Source organism: Eubacterium album (genome assembly GCF_025336545.1).
Lineage (GTDB): Bacteria > Bacillota > Clostridia > Lachnospirales > Lachnospiraceae > Eubacterium_U > Eubacterium_U album.
Genome location: NZ_JAODBU010000002.1, coordinates 245135 through 269885, shown reverse-complemented (window position 1 = coordinate 269885; position 24751 = coordinate 245135). Strand labels below are relative to the sequence as shown.

The window sequence follows — 24751 nt, the reverse complement described above, 5'->3', positions numbered from 1 at the left end:
AAAAAGGAGAATAGCAATGAAAGTAAATGAATTATCAGGATTATATGTAGTTGAAAATAAGAAAGAAAATTTTAAAATTCTTGTTGCAGCATTGGATGAGCAGGAAGTAATGGAAATAGCAAGAGATTATTTTATGGACTCACACATGGAACATGAAAATCTTACAGTACATAAGTTTACGGATGTTGACACAAATTTTGACTGTGACTACATAGTGACTAAAGGACAGTAAGTATAATAAGCGTAAGAAAGGACTCAGACATGGAAAATAAGAAAAGAAAATATTATAGAGTAAAAATAGAAAGAATCCCACCGTACAGTGCAGTTAATGGAAGTTACTGTTATGAAGAAGATATTTGGGCTTATTCAGAAAAAGGAGCTGTTAACAAAGTAAACAAGGAGCATAAAAACAGTTATGGAAGAAATTATGTTCTTGATGTTAATGAAATCACCAAAGAAGATTTTCGTGGTGACAAGTTTATAAAAAGTTAAACGAGAAAGGAAAAATGTTATGGCAATTAAATCAAGAGAAGAAATAATTAAAGGACTGGAACTTTGTTCTTTGGGAAACAAAAAGAAGAAAATGGATGTCAGTTGTGATGACTGCCCGTATCATCCATATGCATACGGATAACCATTATACAAAGGAACAAATTGTGACGAAGAATTAATGAAAGATGCTTTGGAATACATAAAAACAAAAGCATAATAAGTGAGGTGCTATATGACGGTACATGAAAATGCAAGGTTTACCTGCGACAGATTAGTACAGGAGTACGTAAACAATGGTTCCTTTAAGGATGAAAATAAGTTCTGGGAAACATTGGCTATCATTAAAAATTCATTAAAAATTAATGCAATAAGTATGGAAGATGCAAAGCGGTATTGTTATCATTTGCATGTTACATTTGATGAAATGATGACAGCTTAAAAGAGAAAATTTGATAAGTAAAGTTTGAAAACTACTCGGTGCAAATGCCGGGTAGTTTTTTATTGACAAAATGAGAAAATAATATATATTTTAAGCAAAGATTGATGTTTGCAGTGGCACAAGTCAGATGACTAACCATAAGGCATCAGTCTTTATTTTTTAGAAAAAATTATAAGGTAAAGGAGAAAAAGAATGAAAAATAAAAAATATATACTGATAAAATCAAATGATTTTTTTGATACAGATAATATTGATGATAGGTTGCAGACAGAAATATATGATACATATGAAAAAGCATATAGCGTAATGCAAGCTGAAGTGATTAAGAAATTAATAATTGATGATAAAGGATGGCAAAAATATATTTCAGGTGTATTAAATCATGTTGAATATACGAATATATATCTTGATACATGGTCTGCAAGGATTCATACTGATTTTGGAGAATATAGTAATTATTGGAAAATAATTGAAGTGTAAATATATGAACCTTAAAAATGATTTATGTCAGTGAAGATATAAATAAACATTGAATTTATTGATTCAGAAGATGAAGAAGAATACAAGGAGTAAAAGCAGAAGGGAGCTGAAGATATGGCTAAAGCAGTAAATGTAAAATGGGAGACAGACGGATGTGATGTTGATTTACCAACTCAATTTGAAATTCCTGAAAGATTTATTGATGAGAATGGAGTTGATACAGAGGCAGTTTCAGACTGGCTGTCTGATGAAAACGGATGGCTACATGATGGTTTTGAAGTTATAGAATGATAATACAATCAAAATAGAGGTAACAATTAATGAAACTGATATATGAAAATACAGGTAAGGAAGTACAAAAGGGAGACGTTCTCACAGATTTTCGTGGGGATAAAGCAATAGCAGATTATTGGAGAGAACCCGCACATGGAAACGGAAAAATAACAGTAAAAAATAACCCGGATGACACAACGAGCAGTGGTGAATATTACGTATCTGTTTTCGGATTAAAATGGGTTGATTAGATAGGAGGAAGTAGAAATGTTAGATAAAGATATTAAATTTGATGAAAGAGTTGACAGTGCAGCGTATGGAACAACCACATTGTATTTTAATGCACCAAAGAAATACCTTCATGGTAAATATCCTGAAGCAGCATCTTGTGAAATAAGTGTTGAATTTCCATTTGGTAAAGCAAAAGCTGCTCATGCAAGTGTGGAATTTAGTCCGACAATGTCTGATGATGCAGGAGATACCGACTATGAATGGTTTGATGTTGATTTGCCATATGATGAAATTGAGGAATTGATAGACATTGGATTAAAAGCAAGTAAAACGGATGTGGAATTTAAGTTTATAATCAACGATGACATTGACAGCACCGATTGCTATAAGACTACATACGAAACGTCAGCTCAGGCTTTTGCATTTGCATATCAATATTCTGAAGACCATAGAATCAAAAATGCTGAAATTGAAGTATATCGCAGAAAAGCGGATAGCGATAAAGAATGGAAATTAGAAAACAGTAGAAATTATTAAGATAAAAGATACACAAGCATCGACAAATGTCGGTGCTTTTTCTTTAACTCTGAGAAAGGAGTGAGAGTGGTACTGTAGTGAACCATTAAATTATAATAATATCATTGACAATTATAAATTTTATTGTATATTTTACGTGGGATTAAGAAACATAAATCTCAAATAAGCATTTTTCAAGAAAATACTACCGTTTACTGCGGTGGTATTTTTTTATGAAAAAATAAATCTAGTAAAAGTGAATTGATTTTTACTAGAAAGTTATTGACAAAAATGAAATATAATATATATTGTATTTGAGTAAAAAAATAAATTCATTTTTTTGAAAAAAAACAAAAGGAACTGCCATAACGGTAGTTCTTTTTTGTGAAGAAACAATATCTAGTAAAAGTGAATTGACATTTACTAGAAAATTATTGACATAAATAAATTATGGTATATATTATAGATGAATATAATTGTATTTTTAGACATGATGCTTGTAAGTTATCACCTCCTTTTTTGAAAACTTACAAACAAACCTAAATTTCCAACTCAATAACAAAAGAGAACTGCTGTAATAGCAGTTCTTTTTTATGAAAGAATAAAATCTAGTAAAAGTGAATTGACTTTTACTAGAAAATCGTTGACAGAAAAAATTTATAATGTATATTATGTATAGAATTGACATTATCTTTCTAACTTTATAATAAATTTTTGCAGAAAGTGGAGTTACCTCCATGACTGCCACTTGCAACTGAAACTGTCGTTAAAAGCGGCAGTTTTTTAGTGCAAATTAAAAAAATAGTAAGTATGAAATGACTTTTACTATTTTTTATTGACATAATAAATTCACAGGATATATTATAAGGGTACTAATTTATATAATTGTTTTCCTGACAGAAAACGTTAAGAACTATCGTGATATGCGGTAGTTCTTTTTTTTGAAAAATTCATTGACAAAATGAAATAATCATATATATTTTAAGCAAAGATTGATTAATGTTTAAACACATACCGTAAAGGTAAGTTATAAGACATCAGTCTTTTGTTTCTAAATAATTATAAAACTTCAATAAAGAGAGAAGCCGTAAGGTTTCTCTCTTTGTGAATAAAGAAAGGAGAGTAGTAAACAGAGAATTTTTTATTGTAAATACGGTTTTTAAATTGTATAATTACAGTAATCAAGGGCAGTCCCTAAACGAAAGCAGGGAGTGTCCGATGCATTCCCTGTTTAGCATTCAAAAAGAACAGAAGGAGGCAGAAGAATGCAGGATAATTATAAGAAATACTTGGAAATAGTAAAAAAGTTAAGACCCATTGACGATGTCTTGTTTCATAAACTTGCTGAGGACAAAGGGTTTTGTCAGGAGCTATTAAGAGTAATACTTCAGGATGAAAATTTAGAAGTAATAAGTAACAGAGTACAGGTTAGCCTTAAAAATTTGCAAGGGCGTTCAGTTATATTGGATTTGGAATGTGTCTTATCAGACGGATTACACTACAATATTGAGGTACAAAAGTCTGATGATGAAAACCACATAAGAAGAGCAGCATATAATGCATCATTAATGGAGATGCAGCATTCAGAAAAGAATAAGCCTATTGACGAATCACCAATGGTAATCGTAATATTCATAACACAGAATGATTTTCTTCATGGAAACAAGGCTATTTATCATCAGGATTCATACATTGATGGAAAGTTAATTGATGATAGAGATGTTGGAAGAAAAATATTGTACGTAAATGCTCAGGCAGACGATAATACAGAATTAAGTGAATACATGAAACAGTTTTTGGAGCCGGACGACGAAAAAATTGTTTCTTCAAACTTAAAAAGAGTTATGACCAACTATAAAAAAGAGGAGGTAAAGAGTTATATGTGCAAGGAATTAGATGAACTTATTAAGCAGGAAAGAGCTGAAGTTGAATCAGAAGTTAGAGCGAAAGAAAGAACAAAAGCAATCAAAAACATACTTTTGATTGGCGGAAGCAAGGAAAAAATTATTGAATTAGGATATTCAGAAGATGAATACGAAAAAGCAGTTTCATTAATAAATGAAAATTAATGAACTGGTTCAATAAATTTTAATCCATTATAAATAATAGGAAGAAACTAAAAATTTTATCCCCCATATTTATTGTGGGGGATATTTATTAGATTATTTTATGAAAGGAAGATGTACTATGAAAAAATTAGTAAGAAAATTATTAATATTTACATTTATGGCACTTTTAGTTGCTGTTCCTGTTACTACAGTGACAACTACTAACGTAAGTGCAGCAACAGTTAAACTTAACAAGAAAAAACTTGTTATCAAAAAAGGAAAAAGCAAGAAAATCAAATTACAGGGCGTTAGCTCAAAAAACGTAAAGTGGAAAACAACTGACAAAACAGTTGCCAAGGTAAAAAACGGTAAGGTGACTGCAAAAAATGTTGGTGTTTGTTACATCAATGCAACTAACAAGAAAACAAAAAAGACTTACAAATGCAGAGTGGCAGTACCGGGAGTGAGGGTTGTTGACGGATATGATACAAAAGTAACATCAGACCCTAAAAAGCCAATTGAGATTATGCCTAGTGGGTATAAAAACATTTATACAGTTAATAAAAAAGGCGTAGGAAAATTTAAATGGACTACTTCAGACAAAAGCATTGCTAGAGTTTATGGTGAAGATGGAAGAGTAGCTGTAGCAGCAAACGACAATTCAAAAACAGGAAGATGCACAGTCATTGGGAAATTGAAAGGAAAAGTTGTATATAAATTTGAAATTGTTATATTAGATAAAAATGGCAATGACCCTTCAGAGGCATCAAAAGTTCTTGAAAAGCCAAATTTCAAGATTATTGATAAGGATGGAAACGAACTCTTACAGTTAGACAGTATTAATCAGTTATACAGATATGAATATACAGAGATGGATGCATCAAAAGGTTGTTATACAGAGTTATTCAAGGATGTGTCAGGAGTATTCGTTTTAAAAGCTCAGAATATTGAAAATCCTACTTGGCAGTATTATTTCAAGGAATCAAAGACACCTTATACAACATATAATGATGTTATAAATAAGATACAGGTAGTAGGTACTAATGAAAAGGTTGTGTATGATTATGATAACATGACTAACCATGACGAAGGAGTTGATAAAGCCTATAAGGGGCATCCCGGAGCAGACAATTCATCAAAGATTCTTGCAGATGGAACAGTAGTTGGTGGTAATAACGGTTCAAGTAAAGACTGTTCTGTAAGTAAAATTAAAGTTGGAGATAAATATTATCTTATAGAAGTTATATTCAGCAGAAAAGGATTTGAGTATTATAGAAGTCATTATGGAATATCTCCAATAGCAGCCTTAAAACATGATGAAATATTTAATGAAGATTTGAGCGCATGGAGAAGTAAACCTACAAGTCCTCTAAATGACATTAAAAACAAAACACAAACAAATGAATAAACCAGTAAAAAAAGAGTCACATTGTGGCTCTTTTTTTATGCACAAAAATTAATAATGCGTATTTAATACGTACATAATACGTGTTAAATACGTGTAAACGAAAAGTAAAAAAAAAGATGCTTAAAACCTAAAAAAACACTTGTTTTACGAAGGATTTGTCATTATATTTTGATAAAATGAAAGATAAATTTTTGATAAATTACACCACCATTAGTAAAGGAGAGTCGTATGAAAATGAAAAGAAAAAAATTTTTAGAAAAAGTGGTTTTCGGACTTTTAATGTTTGGTTTTATGTTTCTTTTTAATGGAAACATTAAGGCAGACATAACGGTAACAACAGAAGCACAGTTAAGAGCTGCGATGACTTCAGGTAAAAGCGAAACAATAAATGTTGCAGCGAACATAACAATGACAGGAGGATGGATAGAAGTAAACGGAAATTACCGTTTGGTTGCATCCGGGGCAGAACACACAATAATGAGAGCTGCCAACAAGGAAGGATGGATGTTTCATGTCGGAACATACTCATCAGTAATCGTAGGCTATACCGGAGCGTCTTACAATCTCAACATTGGCGGTAATAAATCTGCAAATCCCAATTTTAAATCCAGTGGATGTTTCTTTATTGAAGGAAATGATAAGGGAGCAGGTTCACTTATTGTAACAAGTCATGGTGTAATAAGAAACTTCAGAAACAAGGATTCAAATGCGGGAGCTGCGATATACAATCTTAACGGAAGTGTTACTATAAGAAACGGTGGAACAATATACGGATGTGAGGGAGCAATGGGTCCGGCAATAATGAACTCAGGTGGAACAGTGACAATCAGTGACGGATTTCTTCATAGTAACACTGCAAGTTCATCTCTTGGAGCAAATGACAAGGACAGTTCAGGTAATGGCGGAGCAATAGCAATGCTTGGCGGAACATTAACTTTAAGCGGTGGTAACATATACAACAATACAGCAACAAACAATGGTGGTGGTATATCCATAAAAAGAAATGCAACAGTAACAATGTCAGGTGGATACATAGGACAGTACGGACACGGAAACAGTTCCGGTTCAGAAGGCGGTGGAATATACGTTGGTGAAAATTCATCATTTACAATGACAGGCGGGGTAATCGGAGGAAGCGGAAACAAGAATACCTCCGGAGAAGAAGGTGGCGGACTGTTTGTAACCGGAAGTGGAACGAGTGCAATAATAAGAAGTGCAGAAATATCATATAATAATGCATCCGGAAGCGGTGGCGGTATTTTTAGCGGATATGGAGCATCTCTTACTCTTGGTTACAGAAATAACAGAACAGTTGGAAGCGGTCCTGTCATATCACATAATACTTCATCCGCTTCGGGTGGTGGAATAAGAGCAAATGGTGGTGGAAATAATGAAAACAACCGTGGTGGAACAACTGTAATATATGGTGCAACGGTAGATGCAAATACATCAAGAGGAACATATGGTGGTGGAATTTCAGTACAGGATTCCGTAAGTAGTGGTGGAAGCAGTTTTTCCATGTCATATACAAGAGTAACAAATAATAATGTATCTAATTTATCTGTTGGTGACAGTATTGGCGGTGGAGTAAGCATCAAAAATGATAACGGAAACGGTACGGTTGTACCAACATTCGACCATAATCAGATATATTACAATACAAGTGCAGGTTCGGGTGGCGGACTTCACACTCAGGCAAGCATGAACATAACAGACACCTCATTTATTAACATTCCTGATGGCGGTGGAACGGGAAATGCTGCACAAAACGGTAACGGTGGTAATGTTTTAATTCAAAGCGCAACTCACAGAAGCACCGTGGTAACAATGAACGCATCTGTTTCAATGGCAAGAGGTTATTCAAATGGAAACGGTGGAAGCATATGCATGACAGGAAACGGACCGGGAGAATTAACATTAAATGGAACCAACGTATTATATAATCTTGCAACCGGAAACGGTGGCGGAATATATGTATCAGGAATATATAATGCATTAACTATCAACAGTGCAAGCGTAAATTATAACACGGCAGGCTATAACACCACAACCGGAAACGGTGGTGGAATATGGTGTGAGGGAAATCTTCAAATTAACGGTAATGCAAGCGGACTTTCATATGTATCGGCAAATAATGCACCTGAAAACGGTGGAGCAATATATACAAGAGGAAGTTCAAAAATAAATTATACTCACATGGATTCGAATACCGCAGGTAGAAACGGCGGTGGAATATATACAACAAAGTCTGATAAATCAGCAGGCTCAACAGAACTTAATACCGTATCGTTTACAATCGACCATGCAAGAAACGGTCACGGTGGAGCAGTTGCATATGAAACAGGAACAACCGGATTAATGTATAACTGTGTTGCAGGAGCAAATGGAAATGCAGCCGCAAACTGTACGGCTACATCAAGTGGTGGAGCAGTATTTAATAATGGTACATTAAGGGAAATGAACATAAATGTTTACCATAGCACAGCTAGTCAGATGGGCGGAGCAATCTATAATGGCGGAACGGTAAGAAGTTTACTCAGAGGTCAGGTTATTGGATGTTCAGTAAGCGGTCAGGGTGGAGCAATTGCAAATACAGGCACGATTGAACGATTGACATTGGTAAGCAGTTCTTCAAACTCAGTAACCGGAACAGGAAACAGACAAGGACTTGGCGGAGCAATCTATAACAGTGGAGAAATAAATGAAATTGTTGGCGAGGGAAACTTAGTGGCAAACACGGCATCAACGTATGGCGGTGGAATATATAATTCAGGAACAATAAACAAAATAAATGAGCAACAGATTTCATACAGTACTGCAGTAAACGGAGGCGGAATATATAATGAAGGAAAAATTGGTTCAATAACCGGAATAATCAATAACAATGTTGCTACCGTAAACGGAGGTGGCATTTACAATAAAAGCAAAATCGACTATGAATCATCAGAAATAAGTGCAAATTCAAGTGGCACGCTTGGAGGTGGAATATGTAACACCGAAGGGGGAAACATAGGATACCGTGAAAACGTGGCTGAAAATGGCATTGCAAACATGGTACACGATAACACATCAGGTTATGGTGGAGGCATATTTACAAATGGAAGTGGCTCGTTGTATGTAAATGGAGCAAAAATATATAATAATATTGCAAACGGAAATGCCGGAGCAATATCTAGCGCTGGAAATGCATACATATACAGTGCATCAATCTACCATAACACGGCAAAGATTGTTGGAGGAGCAATTGTAAACGAGGCAACAGCAAACGGACAAAATTACATGATGATTGAAAGCTGCACAATTTATAACAACAGCGTGTCAGACAATGACGGTATGGGAGGAGCAATATATAATGTAGGAAACAATCTTACAATAAGAAGTTCAAACATGTATGGAAATCAGGCTATACAAAAAGGTGGAGCAATATGCAATGATGGTTCGGCAGTAATAAATTACATATTCAACACAACGGTTCACGAGAACAGGTCAAATAATGGAGCAGGCATTTACAACTCAGGAAATGCAGGCGGAATGGCTAGAATAGGAACACTTAATGTACAGATAAACAACAATTCATACATAAACAATAACTCTGATTCATACGGAAGCGGACTTTACAATGGAGGATATGTTGAAATAGTATCTTCAGATGTAATGCAAAGAAATGAGTTTGGTAACAATAATGCAACGTATGGAGCGGGAATGTATCTGAATTATAACAGTAGGACATACTTTAACGGAATGACATATGTTGATGGAAACACTGCAGTTGCTGAGGGTGGTGGAATTTACATAACTGAAAATTCAGGCGTGACTTCAAGTTATTCAGATGCACGGGCTGTCACGATTATAAACAATAATGCAGCAAATGCAGGCGGTGTATATCAGGACACAAACAAGGAAAAAGATGGCGGTTCGTTGGTAAGTTTGAAGGCAAACATAGGATTTAACACATCAACGGCAGGTTCAACCGCAGGATATTATAATAAGAACGGTTCTTGTGAAATTGGTGGAAAAGTTTATAACAACATTCAGACCAATAATGGAGCAGTATTAATAAATGATACGTGTAAGGTTGCAGACATAGGACTTGAAATATATGTAAATAAGACAAACGCAAACAACAGCGTGCCGGGGCTTGAAATATCAAAGGGAGCAACCTTTGAATGTAACTATAACCTTATATCTTGGAACAATGTTATAAAAGGAAGCATTTCATCAGATGCAGGACTTGGAATTAGTAACGCCGGAACATTTAAGATGAATGGTGGTACATTGGCAGTGTATGGAAATTATGCATCATATTATGGTATTTCAACGGGAGTACAGTTTGGCAGTAAAAAAGACAGTTCGACAACAATATCAAACACAAGATTTGAGTTTGGAAGGGAAACAACAACTGATGATGCAGTTGCACCAACAGGAATACTTGCATCAGGAGACATAAACATTTTAAATGCAACAGGATATGTGAGGGCATTGGGTGCAGCATTTATAAGACCTGCAAACAACGTATCTGGGGCAGTTGTAATCAGTGGAGAAAATGATTCTCATTTGAGACTTGAAAGCGTGAGGGGCTTAAATTCAGTTGTAAGTAACTTGGGAAAAGATGATGCATTAAACGGACTAAACATTTCATATTGTGACATTTATTCAGAAGCAGACATATGTTATTCAGGAATTGAAAATTATGCAAAGCTGACAATAAGCGGATGCAAAATTGACGGAAGAAAACAGAAGTTTGATTTAGCAACAAAAGAATTTTCAAAGATAAATGATGAAACACTTGGATTGTTAAATGGTGTGGTAACATACGGAGCCACAATATTTGAAAAAAATTCAGATACCGAAAGCATAGTAGAGTATTGTGCAAAGAAAGGTATTTGGTCGAGGTCATCAAAAAATTTTAATAATACACTGGCTTTCCATAGAGATACGATTGCACATAACAATGATTGCGGAATTTATTTACAGAAAACCACAATGACAACAAATCATAAGGAATTTAAAGTGTTAAACAATAAAGCGTCACTTGATGGAGCAGGCATTTACATAGATTCAGGAAGTTATGCAATATTAACTGCAAATGCCGGAACAGCAGAAGCAATGCTAACACCTAACTACTTTAGTGGAAACAAGGCAGGAAGAAACGGAGATGCAATTTATGTAAATACAGACGGACGACTTTGGATTGGTGGTATTTTCTCGATAAATACAGATAATGATGTTTACTTGTCAGAGGACACTTATGTAAGACTGTTGTTAAGACTAACGGATGGAATTGAACCATATCAGTATTTAGACAGAATGAAGATAACACCTTCGGACAGAGGTGAGGAATCTCAGCTTGGAAGAGTTGTTGCAAGAGTAGAAAAGGTTGACGGAAGTGGAAAAACAGGTGAAAGCGAACTTTACTACAATACGGAAATCAAGGCATCATGTTATGGAGAGGCAGAAAGACAGGATGAAGTAGTATACAAGAAGTTTTCACTTTCAGATAAGTTTAAGAGTTATCATACTGTAAGTAATAAATATACACTCCGTTCTGCAGAACATGTTAAGAGCGACATTAAGACAGAATATAAACTTGCTGATAAGGACATCATCATAAGTGAAAAGTACAAACTTAAGTATAATAAGAACACTAATGATGAAGTTTCAAACATGCCAAAGGACGATAATAAGTTTTGGAATGAAACGATAAAGATAACAAAAGAAGTTCCTAGCAGGGAAAATTATGAATTTGATAAAAATTTGAGTTGGAATACTGAGAAAACCGGAAAGGGAACAGCATATAACGGTGGAGTTGATTTTGATGAAAATTCAGATACAACACTATATGCTATTTGGAACGGAAACAAAACAAACGTAACAGTACATTACTTCTTAATGAATAAGAAAGGAGAATATGAGGAAAAGGAAAAGATTTATGACAGCCTAAATATAGGCGATACAGTAAGCGTAAGTGCATACTATAAGGATGATAAGTATAGTGAAAAAGGAGTAACCTATAATGACAGAAAAGTTCATACAATTAATGGTTCACAGTGTAGTGAAGCTAAGGTTACAGAAGATACGCAAATAAACATCTACTATGCAAGAGAAAAACACAGAGTAACACTAAGAACCTCTGAGGGAATCGGAACAGTTAAACTTACTGATGAAAACAAGAAAACAAGAAGTGGAAGTCAGTTAATTGCAAGAGAAGTATACGCATCATCAGTTAAGGATAAAGACCCAATAGAGGTAACGGCTGATGCAACTATAAAGAACGGATATACTTTCAATAACTGGAAGATAACAGATACGTCAATGATTTATACGATTAATCAGAAAGAAGAAATTGCCGTATACAATGAGGACATAGACATTACAGCAACAGCTAAGAAAGATGGTGGTGAAACACCTTCAAATCCTGATGGCGGTACACCTACTTTAATTGTAAATCACTATGTAATGAATACAGACGGTGGTTACAGCAATATTCCAACAAAGCAGGATATTGTATCAGACGTTAAGAGCAATGATACAATTACTCCATACAAGTACATGGATGAAGGATTGGAAGTTAGCTGCAAGACAAGTTATGATTCAAATAAACTTACTAAGGTGGTTCATTTTGACAACGCTCAGTGTGACGGAGTTACATACGATAAGACAAAGACACTTACATTAAGCAAAAACAAGATGTATGTAGTTAACATTTATTATCTTAGAGAAAAATGTACAGTAAAACTTTATGGTGATGATAACATTAATACTATTACGGCAATAAGTGAAAAGTATACGGTTGATGATTACAGTACAAGAATGATTCCTGAGATAAAAACTTATTTTGGAGCAACATTACACTTTGATGCAGAGGCTAAGACAACAGGAGACGGTTATCATTACACAAGTCCTATATGGAAATATGGAACATATAACAATGAAAAGGAAACCGTATGTGTATCTTCGAAGTTTGATTATGATGTAGAATATTTCATTTCAGAATTTGTGGCAACAACAGATTACGAACCTATTCATTACACGGTAGTATATCATTCAAATGAACCATATGGTGTAGTAACGGGAACAATGGAAGATTCCGTATATACATATAACGTAAGAGGAAAGTTACGAAAGAATACATTTAAACACGATACTCTTAAGTTTATTGGATGGAATACTAAGAAAGATGGAAAGGGAACGTCTTACGTTGATGAAAATGAGGTATATAACTGGTCAGATAAAAACGGAGACGTGATTAATTTATACGCAATGTGGAAACCAAACGAAGATGATGATATTCCATATCCACATATTAGTGTAAAAGACCAATACTATGAAGTTGGAACAACGTTAACAATAAATGATATTCTTGGAGAAATTAAAGTTAGTGATGGCTATGGTGATTTAATTGATAATGACTTGGCTGAGCTTGGAATAGTAAGAATTGTCTGGGATGTTGATGAAGATGGAGAAGTTGATGCAAATGATGTTCCTGTATTCCCGGCAGACAGTGTTAACTCATTCTCAGACACAAATCTTTCAAAAGGACTTGTAAGCAGATATTTAACAACTGATTGTGAGAAGAACTTCCTTGTTACAGTTCAGGCACACAATTACAATTATGCAACTGATGAAATAGGTCACTACGCAAAGGAACAATTTTCAGTTACAATTTACAGGTTAAAGAATATAAAAGGATATGTAAGAAGCATAACACTTGATACTCTTAACACCATTGACCCTGACAGTAAATGGGCTACAGGTGCTTATTATGCAGAACTTGTTAAGGGAATAATGAAAGGAAATCATGTTGCAGACAAGGCAACAGGTTATACTTCACTACAGGCTCAATCTGATAATTATGCGGAAGCAGAAGCTATTTACAGATTTACTGACAAGGAAGTTGAAGAAATTAAAGAACATGACAGTAAGTATGGATTTAGCGCTGAATGGTTTGATAATCATTTCAGTCCTGTTTATGAAAACAGAGATGATGAATAATTTACTTGGGGCTACTAATGTAACCCCGGAAAGGGAAAAATATATGGAAGAAAATTTAAAGACTGAAGAAACAGTAGAAGAAAAAGAATATGAAATGACAAGAGATGAATACAAAAAAGAAATTCTAAAAATGATAACTGCTGATAGTAAAGTAAACAAAATGCAGATTATGGCTATAAAAAAGAAACTTAAGACTATCACTATGGATGAAATAGATGATATGTACCACAGATTTAAAGAAGAAGGTTTTGGAAACATTTTAAACAAAGCAAAGAAAATGAAACAGGAAGAAGATGAAGCCAAAAAAGCAGAAAAGGAGAAAAAATCAGAAAAATAAAAAATTTTGAAAAACTTTTAAAAATTACGATAAAAATAGCAACTCAATTTGCTATGATTAAATTACAAGCATAAAGCCTGACTAACTTTATGCTTGATACTTTCAAGGAGCATGTGTATTGAGGCTACATATGCTCTTTTGTTTTAGAGAGGAAATAAGCATGAGAAGAAACAATAATAAAATATTTTTGGTTGTACTTATAATTGCAATCATTTCAGTCATTGTAGGAATTGTAATGTTGTTTAATCACGATTCCGACATAGTAAAAGTTTATAAATACCAAAATGAATTTAGGAAAATAACAAAAGAATTTAATGAAGAGGATGATAAAGAAAGTAAAAAGAAAAAAGAGAAAAGTAAATCTGAAAATATAAAAAAATTAAAAAAAGAAAATAGCGACACAATAGCATATTTATACATACCGGGAACAAAAGTGTCTTATCCTGTTATGCAGACAGTTAACAATAAAAACTATTATTTAAACCATAGTTTTTCTAAAGAAAACAGTTTTATGGGAGTTCCGTATCTTGATGAAAGATGCAGCATTGATTCATCTACAAACCTCTTTATTTACGGTCATAACATAACAGGAAAGAGGATGTTTGGTGAATTAATTAATTACACGTCTGAAAGTTATTATGAAAAACATAAGAAAATGATTTTAACAACTGAAACAGAAGAAAAAGAATATAAAATTTTCTGCGTAATGAGAGTAGCAGGTGACTCAGAGTTTTATTCATTTACAGATGCAGAAAATGAAGAAGAATACAAAAGTATCATAAATCAGTTGGTAAGTAAAAGTATTTATGATTGTAGCGCAAATATAAATGGCGTTACTATGAAAAACCAACTTATGACATTATCAACATGTGCTGATGCAAGTGGAAAAAGTAGGCTTTTGGTCATAGGAGTAGATTAATACGTATTTAATACGTATTAATCAATAATATTAAAAATTTTTTATGTTTTATGTTTTTTTACGAAAGAATTAAAAGCCTATTTTGTTAGTCTTTATATATGGGAAAATTTCCAAATAAATTTTAAGGAGGCTAAAAATGGCAGACAAAAAAGAAGTAAACATTAATCAGGAAGATGACATTCTTGCTGAACCTGAACAGAGCGGTGGATTTTTCAGTTCAATGTTCAACATGAAAACTAAAAAGAAAAGCACAAGAATTTTAACAGCAGTTGTCTACATCGCTTTATTAATAACAGTTGTTATTGTAATTTTATTAAACATCTAAAAATGAGTTAAGGGCTACATTTAATGTAGCCCTTTAAAAAGAAAATTAGAGAGGTGAAAAATTTTTGTTTGGGTTTAAAAGAAAAAAATATAAGGAAATTGTTTATCCTGTATTAAATGACAAAGTATGGGTTTTAGAAAGTTTAGACATAAACGAATGTTTTAACATTATTAAAAATTTTATAGAAGAGAATAAGAAAGAAAATTACACTTTATCAGTTTATGATTCCATTGAAGGAAAAACGATGGAAATTAAGTGTAAAGTATCTGATATTTTAAAGATAGTGCAGACAATCTCTAATGCGGAACATTCTTTGATAAATTCAATCGGAACGAACTCAGTTACAGAATGCTATGTAGTTGGAATGGATTTTACCAGGGGAGTTTGCAAGCCGGGAATGTATGAATATGAGAATGGGAAAATAATTAAAATAAGAGATTGGGATATAAACGATTAATATGAGGATAATTTATGATACTTTTAATTATAATAATATTATTGAACATCATAAGTGCATTCGAAATAACAAAAGACAGAAAAAGATACCCGGAAAGAAATTATCCAAAGGCATATGTAATAATATTACTCAATATATTTGCTGTAATAATGCTTTTTGTGTCTATTAAAATTTATTTTGGATAAATGGAGTAAGTTATGGTGACAAATATAAAAACAACATTATATAATAAATTTAGATATATATGCAGACCTTGGTCTTTATGAGACAAAACACTTTAAATTTTTAAGATTGTTTTATATAATTAACAAGAATTTGGTGAATTAAAATAGTTGTTTTAATAATTTTTGTACATAATGACTAATTAAGGATTTAAGTAAAGAAAGAATATCTACTGTTGTAGACTTGCAAATTCCAATTCCTCTTTCATATCTGTTTAAGAAAAAAATAAATATCTACTTTTGTAGACATTAGAATCAAAAAAATGATTAATAAAAGGTTTAAGTAAAGAAAGAATATCTACTTTTGTAGACTACCACGCAAGCAATATACCCCCAACTAGGTTTAAGAAAAAAATAAATATCTACTGTTGTAGACATATCTCCTGAGGCTGCTGAATTGGATGTTTAAGAAAAAAATAAATATCTACTGTTGTAGACCATAATAAACACCCCCTTCAATTTAAAGTTTAAGAAAAAAATAAATATCTACTGTTGTAGACTAATTGAACTTCTCGTATTTTTCATTTGTTTAAGAAAAAAATAAATATCTACTGTTGTAGACCAGCAAATATCTTAGGCAAATCTTTTTTGTTTAAGAAAAAAATAAATATCTACTGTTGTAGACTGAAACAGGAAAACGGGAAATGGGTATGTTTAAGAAAAAAATAAATATCTACTTTTGTAGACCGTTCGCTGTTTATCTAAAACAATTAAGTTTAAGAAAAAAATAAATATCTACTGTTGTAGACAGCATCTGCTCACGGAGATACTCGTGCGTTTAAGAAAAAAATAAATATCTACTGTTGTAGACTAATTGAACTTCTCGTATTTTTCATTTGTTTAAGAAAAAAAATAAATATCTACTTTTGTAGACAGTTGCTCCTCAACTTCGTCATAAAAGTTTATTCTTTATAATTATTTTAGAAAGAAAAAAGAGTTGTTAGTTCAACTCTTTTTTTATTGTGAATAAAAAACTGATGATGTATAATGAACTTAAATATATATGCAAACTTTTGTCTTTATGCGACAAAGAATTCTAGAATTTTAATATTATTTTATATAATTAACAAAAAATTGGATGATTAAAACAGTTATTTTAATATTTTTTGTTCAAATTGACGGAGAAAGAGTTTAAATAATTATAATAATTATAATAATACCTACTATTGTAGGCTCTTTTGACATATTCTGGTGTTTTTAGTTTAAATAATTATAATAATACCTACTATTGTAGGCTTGTATAATTTTTATTGAAATTTAATTGTTTAAGCAATTAAGGTACTATTTACTATTGTAGATGCGTAGATAATGATAATTAAGTCTAAAGTTTAAACGCTGATATAAATGTCTGCTGTTGCAGGCACTTTAACAAACCTACGTTTTATGGGCAAAAAAATATTGACACATAAAAAATTGCATATATATTAATAATTAAGATTGATGAATGCTAAGGCACAACCGAAAGCTGATTAGCAGACATCAGTCTTTTTTATTTAAATTTGAAATTTGAAAATTTTTTTATTTTTTACGAAAGAATTTAAATTTCAATTTGATAAGATTTTTATATAAAAATTATTTAAAAGAAAGGAAAAATTATTATGAATCAAGAAACAATTGAAAAAATGGCAGGTTTGAACAAAAAAACTCTTACAATCTGTCAGAAATTAATCCCTGTTGGGAAAACAAGAGAGAACATTGACAAATTTAATTCCATGGCTGAAGATGAATTTGTAAAGGCAAACAAAGAGAAAATTAATACTTTAATCAAAAAAGCAGCTTCAGAAAAAATTGATAAGGCATTAGAAACAATAGCACAAGATATGGATTTTACAAAGATGTTTGAACTGATGGAAAAATACTCAGACAGTAAAGAAGATGAAAGAGATGAGATTTCTGAAAAATTATTTGCTGAGAGAATAAATGTTTCCACAAAATTAACAAGCGTTTTTGATTTTAAGTTTGAATGTAAGGACACCATTGAAGTTCTTTTACCGGAATACTTAAATAATCACGACTTAAAAGATAAGGCGGAGTTATGGGAACTGGTTGAAAAAATAAAAAACCGTCAGTCGATGTTCAATAAGTTCGAAGGTCACATTGATGCGATGTTGGAAAATAGCCACAAAAAAGGAAAAATTGTTTACAGGCTTTTGTACGAAAACGCAATTATCTTACTTGCAAACGTCAAGAAAATAGAATCATTTGATTTTGAAAAAGTTATTTCAGGTCTTGATGAAGCAGAAAACATTAAGAGAGACCTTCTTGATGTTAAACCTAGCAGTTACAATAAATATCTGCGACAGAAACAGATAGATGTATACAATTTCTGCGTTGGAGCAGTAAATAATGAATTAAATCTTTACTGCCAAAAAAACAAAATAAATTACAGTAAGTTAGAACTGAAAAAACTCAATAAAATGCTTTTGTCAGAAACGGAAAGTTTCTTTGAAAAAACACCTGTTTTTGAAAAAGATAATGATGTTATTGATGCTTACAATTCAGTAATATGTAATATCAATAAAGAAAAATTCACATTGGATGATAAAAAAGTAAATGCAAATGAAATAATCATTAAGGGCAGCAACATTGCTAATTATTCATACAATGTATATGGCGACTGGAAAATAGTAAGAGATTGCTTACAGTTACATTGTTCCGACATGGTGACTGCATCTAAATCAAAAAAGAGCGAAAAGACACTCTATGATGAGTATGTAAAAAAAGGAATCAGTGTTAGCATGATACATAATATAGTTACCGAATATGCACCTGATTTAAACATTAGCTGCTCAGAGGTCCCATTAACTCAAAAGATTGACACCATAATGAGCGGGTCATTTAGAGAATGTGCTTATCCAAAAGTATCCATTAAAAGAGATGACTGTATAGAAGCTGATGATATAAGAGTAACGCTCGACAGAATTCTTGAAGCAAGAAGACTTTTATGTTTGTACGATACTGAGAATAAGGAATTTGATATGGAATTTGGTGAATTAATTGAAAGCTATCTTGATATTTTATCACCTGCAATACTCCTATATAATATGTGTAGAAATTACATTGCATCTAAACCGTCTCCAAGTAAAAAAACATCATTAACGTTTAACTGTGCAGCCTTTGCACAAGGTTGGAGTGAAAGCGTAGAAGATTCTAAGAGAGTTTCTTTATTTAAGGATGAAAAAGATAATAAATACTTGGCAATATATAATGTCTTAGGATGTAAGGAAAATAACATGCCTGTAACAAGGCTTGTGTCTGAAATTTATGATAATATGACGACTGAAAAACAGGATGATTGCTATATGAAGTTCATTCAGAATAAAACAGGAAATGTCAGTCAGGCACTACCTAGATTATTCCTAAATCCTACGCTTAGTGACGAGGACAGGGCTAGATTTAAAGCAAAAGAATACAACAGTGATAAGGAATTCTTGAATTACATTATAGACGTTGTAAAGAATAAAATATCAGAACACGCAACATGGAAAAAATATAACTTTAATTACAAGGATAATTATGAGAGTTATGCTGAATTCATTAATGATTTACAAGAGCAGGGATATAAGACAGAATGGCGATATATAAAAAAGAGTATTATAGATGATTATGTTGATAGAGGAATGATTTATTTATTCAAAATTTACAATAAAGACTACAGTGAATTTAAGACATCTAACAAGTTGGATATTCAGACACAATATTTAAATTATCTGTTCTCTGAGGAGAATTGTGAAACGGGTCTTGTTAAACTGTTGGCAAATGCTGAAGTGTTCTACAGAAAACCACAAATTACGAATCCTTATATTCACAAGAAAGGAAGCGTTCTTGTAAATAAGCACTATACAGACGGTAGAACAATTGGAACGGAATACAAGAAAATTGTTGAAAATCCAAACAATTTCAGTAACATAGTTACAAAAGTTGCAAAACACGACATTGTCAAAGACAAGAGATACACTAAGGAGCAGTTTGAGTTACATGTACCTATTTGCATTGATAACATTAGAAAGGAAACGAGAAATTATAATGAGTTGTCAAAGGATTATATAACTGAAAGCAAAAATGTAATTACAATAACAAGAAGTAGAAATCATCTTTTATATGTTTGCGTTTTTGATGAAAACCGAAACATTCTTGAACAACGTTCATTGGATATTGCTAATGGCATAAATTACAAGGCTAAAATCCAATTAAAAGAAGATGCTAAAAAGGAAAACATAAAAAATTGGAAAACAATCGGTTCAAATCAGTCAATTATCGAAGGATATATTTCAGGAGCTATTAAGGAAGTAACGGATTTAGTTCTAAAATATAATGCAATAGTGGTTCTTGAAGAAGATAGTGCGACAGCAGATAGAAACCTGTTAAAGATTAGAAACTACAAACAGTTTAAAGTAGCGTTAATCAACAAGTTATGCTACCTTGTAGATACTTCTAAGGATGAAAAAGAAGCCGGAGGAACACTTAACCCTTATAATTTATGTAAGATTGAAAAAGACAGGGATTATAAGAAAATGTGGAATGGCATTGTCATTCAAGTTCCTGCTTATTATCTTTCTGTTAAAGACGTTGATTCTGATTATATTGCATTGGCTGACGTTTTCGCTTCAACACAAATTCAGCGAAAAAATGTTGTTAAAAAGTTTAACGAATTCAGATTTAACAAGAAAACACATTTGTTTGAGTTAAAATATGAATCTGCTAAATTCAAGGAAGACTTTAAAACAACATTTATTTGCGACAGCTCAGGAAGCAGAATCATTCGCAATAAGAACGAAGCGTTTGAAATTGATTTAACGGAAGCAATAAAAAATGAAATGGATAAAGCAGATATTGATTATGAAAGTGGTGATAATGTCTATGATTTATTAGATTTAGACGATAGAAAACAGCTTGCAGCATTACATAATGCTATTAGACTCACATTACAATTGTACAATGTAGGTGATAACAATTCATATTTTTATTCTCCTGTTAGTCATACTTTAATCGAAGCAGATAGAGATATTTTCGAAACAATTACATGTATGAATGCATTTGAAAGAGCAATGCGACTTAAAAATAAGATTGTCGAGGACAAACCTGTTAAATTTAAAAACCTTAGCGATATTGTTATCGGCAAATAATTAAAAAAGCGGATGTGTAAGCATCCGTTTTTTTATTGACATAATAGAATTATCGTGTATATTTTAGGCAAAGATTGATTTTTGTTTTACACTGGCTTACAGCTATATAACAGATTTCGGTCTTTACAATACAGTTTTACACACTAAAAAGGGAGACTAGAAGTTTCTCTTTTTTATTATTTACAAAGAAAGGAAAATGAAAATGGAGACAATTGTAGGCGAATGGATAAAAACTGATGATTTACAGTATTTAAGAAAAACAGGTCAAAAAAATGGTCACGGAGTTTACGAAGTGATAGAAGCAAGATGTGCTGAAGATGATTACGTACTATGTTCTGGAAGCATATCGGTATGTGATTATTTTGACGATGACAACAGCTATAATTCATACTGCACTAACGTAATTAATTCATATTATGAAAGTGTAGAAAATTTTGAGAATAACTACAAAGATAAGGAAACAAGAGAACAGATTCTTGCTGAAATGTTATTTGAAGAAACGTTCTATTTTGAGTTGTCTTATAGAATTGTTTCGGGTGATGATATTGAAAAGGAATTGGAAAAAGAAGTTAATTTAAAGAAGTAAAAGGTTATTATGAGTGAATTAAACAAAAGGAGAGGTGGAGAAAATGATTTTTCTTAAAAAAGAAATTGTAGAAGAATTAAGAAGAAAATACCCTGTGGGAGCTAAAGTGAAATTAGTAAAAATGGATGACATTCAGGCACCACCCATCGGATGTAAAGGTGTAGTCAGGGGTGTCGATGACACAGGTTCAATTTTAGTTAATTGGGAAAATGGCAGCAGTTTGAATGTCGTTTATGGCGAAGACAAATGTCAAATAATTTAGGAAAGGAGAACGTAGTAGACAGTATTTTATGTAAAAGAAGTAATAAATGCTTATTTTACAATACTTTCATGCATACGATACAGTCTGCTACTAAAAATAATAGGTGAATTCTAAAGAAGAAAAGTTTTTTAAGATTGCAAAGTGGTTTCATGGAACAACTTTACATGACTGGAAAAATATGTGTAATACTCTAATAAATGTAAAATACAATATTGGTACGTCATTAGATTTTGGCAATGGATTTTATTTATCACCAAATGAAAAAAACACGCAATTATATGCTATAAATACAGTAAAGTATAATAATATTTTTGAAGATGATTATAAAACTCCTGTAGTAATTGAATTTGAATATGTTCCGTATCAGGATATAATGCAAGGTGCAAATTTCAAATATTTTGCTAAATATGATAATGACTTTGCTAATTTTGTTTTTACCTGTAGAAATAATTATATGTATGAAAAAACTCATCCATATGATATTACAGGAGGTGTTATGACAGATGCTATACCAACAAAATTAATGCAGGAATTTGCAATGGGAATAAGAAGTAAAGAATCAGTTATAAATGAATTTATGAAAAGTACAAGTAAAAAACAGTTATGTTTGCACACACAAGAATTATGTGATAAACTTTTATTAAGAAGAGCTTACATAGTTAATGGAGAGGAGTTGGATATAAATGAATACAAAAAGAAATAAAAAACTTGTTGATTCTTTTGTGACAGGTATGGAAGAATGCATTCGTTTTTATTCAAACGGAAAAATTTCTGACAAAGATATTAAATACCTATCAGAATATGAAGTTAACAGGTTGGATTTTGAAAATCAATGGCAAATGCATAAAGGGCTTGGCTATTTTGCAAGAGGAGCAGTAGAAAGATTCTTAGCAAATGAAGCTAGACTAAAAAAGAATGTTTAATGATAAAAAGCACCATATTGGTGCTTTTTATTGACAAATGGAGAAAATGATATATATTTTATAGAAAGATTGATGAATGCATAGCAAAAGCACAAAATTGCAGCCGTCAATCTTTTTTTATTGAGAAAATGATTTAATAAGAAAGGAAAGATGCATATGATAGGACAGAATGTCAAAAAAATAAGAAATCAAAAAGGAATATCTCTTGAAGAATTAGCAAATAAACTGGGTATCAACAAAGGAACGCTTTCAAATTATGAAAATAATAAGCGTGACATGTCAATAGAAAAAGCAAGCCAGATTGCAGATAGCTTAGGAGTAACATTGACAGAATTAATCACCGGAATTATTTATGAAGAAAATAAAGAAGATGAGCAGTCAAAAAAACTTGATTATAGTATCAGAAGACCAAGGAGTGAAATTAATCCAATTGGTAGTGAAGTAATAATTAAACTTACACAAAATGAAATAAAAGGATGCTATCTCATATACGAAAACATGTATGCAGTACAGGATGCAACAATGGTAGCAACCACAATGCTTTGTAATAATGAAATTACAAAAAATGATGTGCTTAATTTATCCTTCAGAGGTGTCGCCAAAGAATATTTAGAAAACCACGATAATAATGTGGATGATTTTTCACAGTTAAGAAATATAATCAGAAAACATATAGAAAGATTGTCTAAATAAGAAAGATAATAGCATCAGTAATACTGGTGCTATTTTTTTTTGAAAATTTTTAAATTTACGAAAGAATTAAAATCTTAAATTGATAAAATTAGAAGAAAAAAGAAAAGGAGAAAGGCAATAATGAGCAAGAACTTAAGTATAATTATGATTTTGACAATTGCAGTATATGGAGCAACAATGCTAACAGTTATGGCAAATAACAATGAAACCTCTGAGAATGGAATAGAAACAGCCTCAGTACACTATCAAAACTCCAACGAAACAACTGTTGTTGGTGATGATAATGGAGAAAATGAAATTTCAGAAGAAGTTGAGATAACAGTTGTCGCTCAGGAAACAGTAGCAAATCAGACTCCGGATATTGCAAATAATGAGCCGGGACAGGTGGAAAATACAGACATAAATGATAATGGTGAAAACAACGAACCCGTACAGGTCCCAGAAACAATAATAGAAACCGAACCGGAAGTACCTGTAGCACCTGAAACTCAAACAGTTAGAAAAAAGAAGAAAAAGAAACATAAAACAGTAATTACAACTGCTGCAATTACTACGACTACAGTGCAGGTTACAACAAAAAAAGAAGAGACAACAAAAAAACAAGTCAAATCCGTAGGTTCTCATTCTGAAAGTAATAAAATAACGTCCAGCAAAATATCTGTAGTTAGAAATTCAGTAACATCTAATTTTAGTGGTTATAGTGACAGTGAAAAAACAAATCTTGCAAGATATATGTCTGCAAGTGGAAAGTCAAATGCAAAAGATGCTTATAAGGAGCTTACAAATTCAGATAAGAATTTATCTTCTAAAACATGTAGCATTTCAATAGCGTCAGATTCGCAGGAAGATATTTTAAATGCAGCTCAAAAAGCAGCTAATTCAATAGGGCGAGTATCAGGAAGTTATGGTATCGGAATATCAAGCGTTGAGAAAACGGTGGGATATAAGATATACATTGTTGTAGTATATTAGAAATAGTGACATAAATATGGCATAAAAACGGCATAAAAATGGCATTTTATA

At 32.1% G+C, this 24751-nt stretch carries 22 protein-coding genes; all 22 read left to right on the top strand.

What is annotated here, in order from left to right:
- Window positions 1-16 precede the first annotated feature (16 nt).
- Complete coding sequence (locus N5B56_RS01360; RefSeq protein WP_260978169.1) at window positions 17-232, top strand: hypothetical protein; 216 nt, start codon at window positions 17-19, stop codon at window positions 230-232.
- Window positions 233-261: 29 nt separating this feature from the next.
- Window positions 262-492 (top strand): hypothetical protein, encoded by a 231-nt coding sequence (locus tag N5B56_RS01355; RefSeq protein WP_260978168.1) that lies wholly within the window; start codon window positions 262-264, stop codon window positions 490-492.
- A gap of 19 nt (window positions 493-511) precedes the next feature.
- Complete coding sequence (locus N5B56_RS01350) at window positions 512-634, top strand: hypothetical protein (RefSeq protein WP_260978167.1); 123 nt, start codon at window positions 512-514, stop codon at window positions 632-634.
- Between the two features lie 90 nt (window positions 635-724).
- On the top strand, window positions 725-931 hold the full coding sequence (locus tag N5B56_RS01345) for a hypothetical protein (protein ID WP_260978166.1): 207 nt from the start codon (window positions 725-727) through the stop codon (window positions 929-931).
- Between the two features lie 192 nt (window positions 932-1123).
- Window positions 1124-1411: a hypothetical protein gene (locus N5B56_RS01340; protein ID WP_260978165.1), complete on the top strand. Its 288-nt coding sequence runs from the start codon at window positions 1124-1126 to the stop codon at window positions 1409-1411.
- Between the two features lie 114 nt (window positions 1412-1525).
- The gene (locus tag N5B56_RS01335; RefSeq protein WP_260978164.1) at window positions 1526-1702 is read left to right on the top strand and encodes a hypothetical protein; all 177 of its coding nucleotides are present in this window, start codon (window positions 1526-1528) and stop codon (window positions 1700-1702) included.
- A 29-nt stretch (window positions 1703-1731) separates the two neighbouring features.
- Window positions 1732-1935, top strand: a complete 204-nt coding sequence (locus N5B56_RS01330; RefSeq protein WP_260978163.1) for a hypothetical protein — start codon at window positions 1732-1734, stop codon at window positions 1933-1935.
- Window positions 1936-1951: 16 nt separating this feature from the next.
- Complete coding sequence (locus N5B56_RS01325) at window positions 1952-2452, top strand: hypothetical protein (protein WP_260978162.1); 501 nt, start codon at window positions 1952-1954, stop codon at window positions 2450-2452.
- A 1244-nt stretch (window positions 2453-3696) separates the two neighbouring features.
- Window positions 3697-4500, top strand: a complete 804-nt coding sequence (locus N5B56_RS01320) for a PD-(D/E)XK nuclease family transposase (RefSeq protein WP_260978161.1) — start codon at window positions 3697-3699, stop codon at window positions 4498-4500.
- A 118-nt stretch (window positions 4501-4618) separates the two neighbouring features.
- Complete coding sequence (locus N5B56_RS01315) at window positions 4619-5887, top strand: hypothetical protein (RefSeq protein WP_260978160.1); 1269 nt, start codon at window positions 4619-4621, stop codon at window positions 5885-5887.
- A 228-nt stretch (window positions 5888-6115) separates the two neighbouring features.
- On the top strand, window positions 6116-13879 hold the full coding sequence (locus N5B56_RS01310) for a hypothetical protein (RefSeq protein ID WP_260978159.1): 7764 nt from the start codon (window positions 6116-6118) through the stop codon (window positions 13877-13879).
- Between the two features lie 43 nt (window positions 13880-13922).
- A complete protein-coding gene (locus N5B56_RS01305) occupies window positions 13923-14216 on the top strand; it encodes a hypothetical protein (protein ID WP_260978158.1) in 294 nt (97 codons plus the stop codon).
- A 160-nt stretch (window positions 14217-14376) separates the two neighbouring features.
- Window positions 14377-15135, top strand: a complete 759-nt coding sequence (gene srtB, locus N5B56_RS01300; protein ID WP_260978157.1) for a class B sortase — start codon at window positions 14377-14379, stop codon at window positions 15133-15135.
- Between the two features lie 136 nt (window positions 15136-15271).
- Window positions 15272-15460, top strand: coding sequence for a hypothetical protein (locus tag N5B56_RS01295; protein ID WP_260978156.1), 189 nt, complete (start codon window positions 15272-15274; stop codon window positions 15458-15460).
- 64 nt (window positions 15461-15524) lie between these two features.
- Window positions 15525-15917: a hypothetical protein gene (locus N5B56_RS01290; RefSeq protein WP_260978155.1), complete on the top strand. Its 393-nt coding sequence runs from the start codon at window positions 15525-15527 to the stop codon at window positions 15915-15917.
- Between the two features lie 1819 nt (window positions 15918-17736).
- Window positions 17737-21264, top strand: a complete 3528-nt coding sequence (cas12a, locus tag N5B56_RS01285; protein ID WP_260978154.1) for a type V CRISPR-associated protein Cas12a/Cpf1 — start codon at window positions 17737-17739, stop codon at window positions 21262-21264.
- 202 nt (window positions 21265-21466) lie between these two features.
- Window positions 21467-21850 (top strand): hypothetical protein, encoded by a 384-nt coding sequence (locus N5B56_RS01280; protein WP_260978153.1) that lies wholly within the window; start codon window positions 21467-21469, stop codon window positions 21848-21850.
- Window positions 21851-21893: 43 nt separating this feature from the next.
- Window positions 21894-22112 (top strand): DUF4314 domain-containing protein, encoded by a 219-nt coding sequence (locus tag N5B56_RS01275; protein WP_260978152.1) that lies wholly within the window; start codon window positions 21894-21896, stop codon window positions 22110-22112.
- A 103-nt stretch (window positions 22113-22215) separates the two neighbouring features.
- Window positions 22216-22815, top strand: coding sequence for a DUF3990 domain-containing protein (locus N5B56_RS01270; protein WP_260978151.1), 600 nt, complete (start codon window positions 22216-22218; stop codon window positions 22813-22815).
- Window positions 22796-23035, top strand: a complete 240-nt coding sequence (locus tag N5B56_RS01265; RefSeq protein WP_260978150.1) for a hypothetical protein — start codon at window positions 22796-22798, stop codon at window positions 23033-23035. Before N5B56_RS01270 ends, N5B56_RS01265 begins: the two co-directional genes overlap by 20 nt.
- Before the next feature lie 156 nt (window positions 23036-23191).
- The gene (locus N5B56_RS01260; protein ID WP_260978149.1) at window positions 23192-23728 is read left to right on the top strand and encodes a helix-turn-helix domain-containing protein; all 537 of its coding nucleotides are present in this window, start codon (window positions 23192-23194) and stop codon (window positions 23726-23728) included.
- A 120-nt stretch (window positions 23729-23848) separates the two neighbouring features.
- Window positions 23849-24700: a hypothetical protein gene (locus tag N5B56_RS01255; protein ID WP_260978148.1), complete on the top strand. Its 852-nt coding sequence runs from the start codon at window positions 23849-23851 to the stop codon at window positions 24698-24700.
- Window positions 24701-24751 lie beyond the last annotated feature (51 nt).